Here is a 7,303-nt window from a genome sequence, read left to right as displayed (position 1 = left end):
GATTCATACATATCGCCATCAAGCCGCAATACAGCTAACCGATCGATCGGGGCGTCAGGCAGCGTATCCTTGAACCAACCCTCAATGAAAACGACCCGTTCGTCCAGTAAGCCGAAACGCCGGAAATTATCCTCGACATCGGCACGCGACACCTCAAGCTGACTATGAGTATGGTGCTGATCGCCCGCGTCGGCGGGGAAATTTTCGGGGTCCGGCGGTGGAAGTCCAGCAAAGCTGTCAGCCACGAAGACACGTCGCGTGCCATCACCATATGCCTCCAGAATTCCCCTCATCAGAATACAAGCGCCGCCGCGCCAAACGCCGGTCTCTACAAAGTCACCCTCGATGCCATCAAGCAGCACGGTCTCGCAGGCATAGCGTAGATTTCGCATACGAACACTCCCGATCATCGAGAACGAAAGTGAGGGCCAGTCCCTCCCCAAGAGACGCTTGTTGGCATCGAACTTGCCGTCCGACCAATAGTCACAGGGCGCATCTTCGAAAATTATGCCGGTCAGCGACGCCTCGAGAAGATTGAGGTATCGCTGGACCAATCGGCCGCGGCCCGATCCTTGATATGCCGACTCTTGAAGCTGCGTGGAAGGGGTGATGGCCGAGGTTAGCTGCTGCCTGCCGCGTATTTCCGCGATTACGTCTCGGCGTCCATCCTGTAATACAACCCCCACCTCAATGGTGAAGGCCGGCGCGAGCCCGACCGTTCCGATCGCCTTCCGAAACCCCACTGGTGACGAACTGCCATACACGCTGGCCACATCGGGTCGCGTAATAGTTAGCTCGCAGCTCGCAACCAGGATTCCATCGTGGACGAACTCCACCTCGGCTACGGGCGCCTTGCTTACGACCCAGCCGAAGACCTCGAACGCGTATCCGTCAACCGGACCCGTCCGCGGGTAGTCGAGGCAAGCAGCGGTGATCACGTCGTCTCGGGGGCACAGGGTAACTTCGGATATCTCTACCGCCATGGGACGATCCCGTTTCTCTCGTTAAGACAGAACACCTTTCGCTGCTCCAACGGTATCGAATATCCCCGTGCTCGACGGTGGGCGACCCGTGCCGGAGGCTACCGGCTCGCTGCACTTGCCCGATTGGGATATTGCGCTTTTAGCGTAAGTCGCGGCCCGAGCCTCTTGTCGCTACATTCCAGCGTGCCACAAGTGCTTTAACCGACACTTGAGTTTAGAGATTAGCAGGCGCGATGAAATGCTTGCAGGATTGGCAAGGGGCATCCCAGAAAACGTCTGTTGTCCTGCACATTCTCGTTATACTGCCGCAATGCCAGGCTCAGGCCCGCAAGCGCGTAGTTCGCTCGTCGGGAAGCTCGCAACAAAGTATTCGGATCAGTGGATGTACAGCCCGCTATCCCTAAAACTTTCCTCGAAGTACGTGTACCCGTTAGCAACCCGCCTCATGGGCGACCTGGTGTTCCTGGACTGGGCCTACGAGGAAGATCCGCCGATGGCCCTACCTCTTGAGGCATCCGATGAAGCCAACCGGGTCCACATCAACCTGTACCACCGCACGGCGACTCAGGCGGATCTCAGCGGAAAACGGGTTCTCGAGGTCAGCTGTGGCCACGGCGGCGGAGCCTCATACCTAGTGCGCGCCTTGCACCCAGCCTCTTACACCGGGTTGGACTTGAACCCCAACGGCATTGCGTTTTGTCGGCGAACACATAATCTGCCCGGGTTGGATTTCGTGCACGGCAATGCCGAGGACCTGCCGTTCGATGACCAATCCTTTGACGCCGTCATAAATGTCGAAGCATCGCACCTCTATCCGCGGTTTCGGCGTTTTTTGGCAGAAGTTACGCGCGTGCTGAGCCCAGGTGGGCATTTCCTGCACACGGATGTTCGACCGCGTACCCAGGTCGACGAGTGGGAGGCGGCACTCGCCGAGCTTCCGATGCGGATGATCTCCAAGAGGATTATCAACGAGGAGGTTATGCTCGGGATAATGACTTCGCAGAAAGATACGTTGGCGTTGTTGGGCCCGGCCAGCCGCCGCGCGCCTTCGTTTTTGCGCAATTTTCTCCGCAACGTAAACGAGCTGCGGGCTTCGACATTCCACGAGTCACTGCGAAGCGGAGAAAACTCTTATCAGCTGTATTGCTTTAAGAAAGACTGAAGCTCCCCGATTGCCATTACTCGACGGCCCTGGCGGTCTTATCGATTACTGGACTCGACGGCCCCGCAGCATCGCCTCCAGTTCTGCCCGGCCCTGCGGCGATCCTATTTCGTAGAACCGGTCGGAAACCTCGAACCCGGCCAACTGCCCCTCGGCTGCCAGCTCCGACAAGACCGGCGCAAGGTCGGAAACCCTATCTGGAGACACGCGCTCGGCGAGCACGCTGCGGCGCAGCGCGGTGAGCCCATAGTCGATCCAGCACATCTCCGGCGGACGTTCAACGAGCCCTTTGGCGTAGCGCACGACCTGGCGACCATCGAAGATCACATTGCTAGCGCCCCACTGGCCCTCGTTGCGGTGCACGGTCATCAGCGCAGGCTCAGGACGCCCCCGCAGGCTGCGCAGCACCGCCGCCGGGTCGACCTGGAGCCAGGAATCGCCATACAGGACGAGAAAGTCATCGTCGAGCACGCAGGAGTCCAGGGCCAGCCGCAGCGCACCGGCCGTTCCACGTAGGTGCTCGCCCTCGTCGACGTAAACCACTGATACGCCCCACGGCGACCCGTCGCCCACGTATGCCCGGACGGCGTCGCCGAGATAGCCGATGCTATACACGACCGAATCGATGCCCGAGCGAGCGAGCCACGAAAGTTGCCACGCCGCAAACGGTTTCCCGCGCACTGGCAAAAGTGTTTTGGGCATCGTGCTTGTCTCCGGCCACATTCGGGTGCCGATGCCGCCGGCCAAAATGATGCATTGCATACCGTCAGTCAGGATCGGACGAGTACGACGCTACCGTCAATGTCGAAGCGGAACCGGACCTCGGGCAGCCCGTCGGGCGCCATTGCGTTGCGCAACCGGCGCGGTTCCCGGGTATAGAAGAGCAGGAACCCGCCGGCTCCGGCGCCCACGAGCTTGCCTCCGAGGGCGCCGTTTTCGCGGCCGATTTCATACCAGCGGTCGATGTTCGGATTGGACATCGCGCTCGAGCGTTTCTTCTTGTGCTCCCAGTGCTCGTGCATCAAGGCGGCGAAACCCTCGCAGTCGCCATTCTCCAGGGCGACCTGGGTTTGCAAGCCGAGCTTCTTGACATAGTGCAGGTTGTCGATCATCGCCGGGTCGTCCGCGGTCGACCTGGCCCGCTGCTCCTCGAGCACCTTGTCGGCCGCGCGTGAGTAGCCGGTGAAGAACATCAGCAAATGGTCTTCCAGGTCGCGGAATGTTGCGTCCGATATCTGCAGCGGCGACACTCTGACCTCGCCGTCGGGCTCGAAATGGTAGATCTTCAGGCCACCGAAAGCGGCCACGTACTGGTCCTGCTTACCCACCGGCCGACCTAGTCGCTCGATCTCGATATTGCAGGCCTCCGCCGCGACTTGTGCTGCGCCAACGTGGTCACGCTTCATCGCGTAAATCGCCTGCAGCAGACCAACTGTGAACGCACCCGACGAACCCAGACCGGTTCCGGACGGGATGTCGGCCATGCTGACGATCTCCACCGACGGTTCGATGGCGTGCGCTAATAGAACCTCGCGCATGATCGGGTGATCGATCTCGACCGCCCGCTCGACTCGCTCCAAGGCCGAATACTTCAGAAAGTAATCGGGAGTGAACGTGGCGTTGCTGGATATGTAGATGTGCTTGTCGATCGCCGCCGAGATCACCACACCGCCGAACCGTTGGTAGTACGACGGCAGGTCGGTGCCTCCGCCGCCGAGGGTAATCCGCAGCGGCGTCCGGGTGATGATCACGAACGGTCCTGCGTTGGGACAGTCGCTATCGCTGCCATCTGCCAGCCGAACGGCGTGTTGTCCAGGGTATGCCGCAGCCCAAACCGAAAGAACGCGTACACCATCGACTGCGCGGGCATGGCCTGCCCCGACGGGCGGTGTTCCACATCGGCGATGAGCTTCTTGCCACCCGCAATCACGGCGAGCTTGTACAGGTTGAAGAACGGGAACCCAGCCCGAAAAACTCTGCGCACCTCATAGCCGGCATCCGTGAGTACTTGGTTCAGCTTGCGCGCAGTGAAGTGCTGAAAATGACCCCAGTGATGGTCGAAGGCAGAACGCGGGCCGCCTGGCACAGTCACTACGAGGTGGCAGCCGGGTGCCAGCATGGCGCGCGCGTTGCGGATCAGCGTCACGGGTTCGTCGACGTGCTCGAGCACCTCCGTGCAGACGGCATAGCTGGCCAGCGGCTGCCCATCGGCGAGAGTGGCTGACTGCAACAGGTCTGCTTGGCGGAATTCGGCCGCAAGGCCTAGCCGAGCAGCGAACTCGCGGCTGCGCGCTACCCCTTCTGCGCTGTTGTCGACGCCCCATACCGCAAGGTCCGGGTACATCGCCTGCAGAGATATAGCGAACTGCCCCTGACCGCTTCCGATGTCGAGCACGGTCGATCCGACCGGAGGCCGTCCTAGCAACCTGAGAATCAGCGCCTCACGATAGCCGTTGACGGGATTGCTCAAGGAAGCCTCGCCGAATGCGTCCCAAAGGTGGTCCCAATCGTTTGAGTCCGGAGCCTGTCCGACGCGGCCGTCGCCCGGGGTCACAACTTGTACCCCGCGGCGCGCGCGTCGTTGTCGAACATATTCACCGTCTCCAGCGAGTAGTCGTCGAGGTCTTTGCCAAACAACGACAGCTTTGCAAGTATGTCGTGGGTCAGCGTGATGATGTCGACGCCGAGGTCGTCGGCCTGCCGGACGTTGAGAATCTCTCGCGGGCTGGCCCACAGCAGACTGACGCCGGGCTGAGCCGACGTGACGGCCAAGGCCGAACTCATGATCGGAATCGGGTCGCGGCCGGTGTCGGCGATTCGACCGGCGAAGACCGACACGATCGCGCCCCGGGTGCCGGCGAGCCTGGCCGTCACAGTCTCGACATGGGCCACCGTCGTCAACGCGGTCACATTGAGCTGTACGCCGTCCGAGGTCAGCTCTGCGACCACGTCGGCCATCGAGTTACGTTTGGTGTCCGTCACCGGAACCTTGACGTACACGTTTGGGCCCCAGGACGAGATGAGCCGGGCTTGGCGCAGCATGCCCGGGGCGTCGTCGGCAAACACCTCAAAGCAGACCGGCCGGTCGGTGATCGTCTCGAGCAGCTTGCGAGCAAAGCCCTCGTAGTCACTGACGCCGGACTTGCGCATGAGGGTCGGGTTCGTCGTGAACCCGGCGACGTGCGGCTTTTCCGCAAGCGCAATCATCGACTCCAGGTCGGCGCCATCAGCGTAGATCTTGACGTGGCGCAGAACTACTTTCTCGCTCATACCACGGTTCTCCCGCTAACACGTTTTGACTCGATCAATCCGACAGCGGCGGGCAAGCTGGCTACAACGGCGTCGGCATCCGTGGGACGGCGCTCGCCGTAACCACGGTCGACAAAGATGGCCATCACACCGGCGCGCTTGCCGGCCTCGATGTCCCGCCATCGGTCGCCAATGCACACACTGGTGTCGAGGTCGAGGCCCACCCGCGCGGCGGCGTCGAGGATCATTCCCGGTCGCGGCTTCCGGCACGGGCAGTCATCGATGTCGTCGTGGGCGCACACCACAATCTCGTCCAGCGGTAGCCGCGCACGCAGTGCATCATGGATACGGTCGACATCATCGCGGGTCTGCTTGCCTCGGGCGATATCCGGTTGGTTGGTCACGACGACAAGCGCGAATCCCAAGTCCCGCAGGCGATAACAGGCCTCGACAACGCCGGGCAGCAAGCGCAGCTGCTCGACGCCGGCCGGTGGGTGGGGTTTGCCATGAAGCAGCTCGACCTCATTGAGCACCCCATCACGATCGAGGAAGATCGCGGGGCGGGTTCCAATGACGGTGCTCTGGTGGCTCATGTGTCGAACCGACCGGCACGGGCGTCAATGAGCATCGCCGCCATCGAATCACGCAGAGCCTCTTCACAAGTACGTTCGTTCTTCCAACCGAGCGATCGAATCCGCTCGGAATTGAGCCGAACGATTGGAACGTCACCCTTCCAGCCGCGGTCCCCGCCGGTGTATTCGAACGTTGTCTGCTCAGCAGTTAGCCCAACCACCTCGACGGCCATCTGAGCGATCTCCTTGACGGTCAGATAGTCCTCGGTGGCGACGTTGAACGCCGCGAACGGCTCCCCCGCCGACTCGGCACCGACCATCACCGCTGCGATCACGTCGTCGACGTGCACATACGACTTGCTTTGCCGCCCATCGCCGAGGATGCGCAGCCGACTCGGGTCGGCGAGGAGCCGGCGAACAAAGTCGAAGCCAACCCCGTGCGTCTGGCGCGGCCCGACGACATTGCCGAAGCGATAACAGCGGGCCGAGACATCGAACATGGCCGCGTAGGAGCAGAGCAACGCCTCCCCCGCCAGCTTGCTGGCGCCGTACGTGGATGTGGGCAACATCGGACCGCGGTCCTCGTGTGCTTCGACCTCGCCGAGATCGCCGTACACGCCGCTGCCTGAGGCGTAGAGGACGAGTTCGACGCCGCCTCGTCGGGCCGCCTCGGCAACGTGGTGCGTGAGCGCCGTGCCCTGATCGAAGTCGATGGCGGGATTGGTTGCCGCAGCGGCGATGTCGGGGTTCGATGCCAAGTGGATCACGGTGTCGTGTCCGGCGACGGTCGCCAACAGGTGCTCGAGATCCCCGACTTCGCCGACATCGACACGCAGCCGTGGGTCGTTGGCGACGTCCGCGAGGTGCCAGCGGCGTCCCGAGGAGAAGTTGTCGTAAACGGTGACCTGCTCGGCTCCCTTGCCCAGCAGATGCTCGACAAAATGACCGCCGATGAAGCCTGCGCCGCCCACGACGGCGAAGCGGCGCAGTGCGGCGGTCACTTCAGCGACTCCCAGCGCGTCGCGATCTTGGCCAGAGCCGGGTGCGTGACCAGAAGGTGCCAGACGACCGCGCAAAGTCCCTCGGTGTGCGGGGTGATGTGGTTGGGATAGAGCGGTGGAATGATGACCGCGGCCGTGGCGAGTTTCGCGGTGGTGCCGCCGTCGCGCCCCACGATGCCGAAGATCGGTGCGCCCCGCTCGACCGCCAGCCGAAGTGCGGCAACGATATTCGCGGACACACCTTTGGCCTCGTCGCCGCCACCGACCGAGAAGATCAGCAGCGCATCATTTTCGGACAGTCGTGATCCACGCAGCCATTCTGCGAAAGTGGTATCC

General features: G+C 62.1%; 9 protein-coding genes. 1 reads left to right on the top strand and 8 read right to left on the bottom strand.

Annotated elements, in window-relative coordinates:
• Positions 1–983, bottom strand: a 983-nt coding sequence (locus tag WAO18_RS20105) for a TylF/MycF/NovP-related O-methyltransferase (protein WP_422207991.1), incomplete at its 3' end; no start/stop codon positions are given.
• Positions 984–1,365: 382 nt separating this feature from the next.
• Here WAO18_RS20105 and WAO18_RS20100 point away from each other — a divergent pair.
• Positions 1,366–2,145: a phthiotriol/phenolphthiotriol dimycocerosates methyltransferase gene (locus WAO18_RS20100; RefSeq protein WP_422207990.1), complete on the top strand. Its 780-nt coding sequence runs from the start codon at positions 1,366–1,368 to the stop codon at positions 2,143–2,145.
• 45 nt (positions 2,146–2,190) lie between these two features.
• Here WAO18_RS20100 and WAO18_RS20095 read toward each other — a convergent pair whose 3' ends face one another.
• The 7 genes from WAO18_RS20095 to WAO18_RS20065 all read right to left on the bottom strand — a co-directional run.
• Positions 2,191–2,907, bottom strand: a complete 717-nt coding sequence (locus WAO18_RS20095; RefSeq protein WP_422207989.1) for a sugar phosphate nucleotidyltransferase — start codon at positions 2,905–2,907, stop codon at positions 2,191–2,193.
• Between the two features lie 8 nt (positions 2,908–2,915).
• On the bottom strand, positions 2,916–3,896 hold the full coding sequence (locus tag WAO18_RS20090; RefSeq protein ID WP_422207988.1) for a hypothetical protein: 981 nt from the start codon (positions 3,894–3,896) through the stop codon (positions 2,916–2,918).
• Entirely contained in the window at positions 3,893–4,699 is an 807-nt protein-coding gene (locus WAO18_RS20085; RefSeq protein WP_422207987.1) for a class I SAM-dependent methyltransferase, read from the bottom strand. Before WAO18_RS20085 ends, WAO18_RS20090 begins: the two co-directional genes overlap by 4 nt.
• Positions 4,696–5,415, bottom strand: a complete 720-nt coding sequence (locus tag WAO18_RS20080; RefSeq protein WP_422207986.1) for a transaldolase — start codon at positions 5,413–5,415, stop codon at positions 4,696–4,698. Before WAO18_RS20080 ends, WAO18_RS20085 begins: the two co-directional genes overlap by 4 nt.
• On the bottom strand, positions 5,412–5,987 hold the full coding sequence (locus WAO18_RS20075; protein ID WP_422207985.1) for a D-glycero-alpha-D-manno-heptose-1,7-bisphosphate 7-phosphatase: 576 nt from the start codon (positions 5,985–5,987) through the stop codon (positions 5,412–5,414). Before WAO18_RS20075 ends, WAO18_RS20080 begins: the two co-directional genes overlap by 4 nt.
• Positions 5,984–6,967, bottom strand: a complete 984-nt coding sequence (locus tag WAO18_RS20070; RefSeq protein WP_422207984.1) for an NAD-dependent epimerase/dehydratase family protein — start codon at positions 6,965–6,967, stop codon at positions 5,984–5,986. Before WAO18_RS20070 ends, WAO18_RS20075 begins: the two co-directional genes overlap by 4 nt.
• A partial coding sequence (locus WAO18_RS20065) for a hypothetical protein (RefSeq protein ID WP_422207983.1) occupies positions 6,964–7,303 on the bottom strand: 340 nt, incomplete at its 5' end. The genes WAO18_RS20065 and WAO18_RS20070, both read right to left, overlap by 4 nt.

Origin of the sequence: Mycobacterium sp. (genome assembly GCF_049278535.1) — a bacterium.
Classification (GTDB): Bacteria; Actinomycetota; Actinomycetes; order Mycobacteriales; family Mycobacteriaceae; genus Mycobacterium.
The sequence above is the reverse complement of the archived record's forward strand: the minus strand, read 5'-3'. Positions and strand labels throughout refer to the sequence as shown.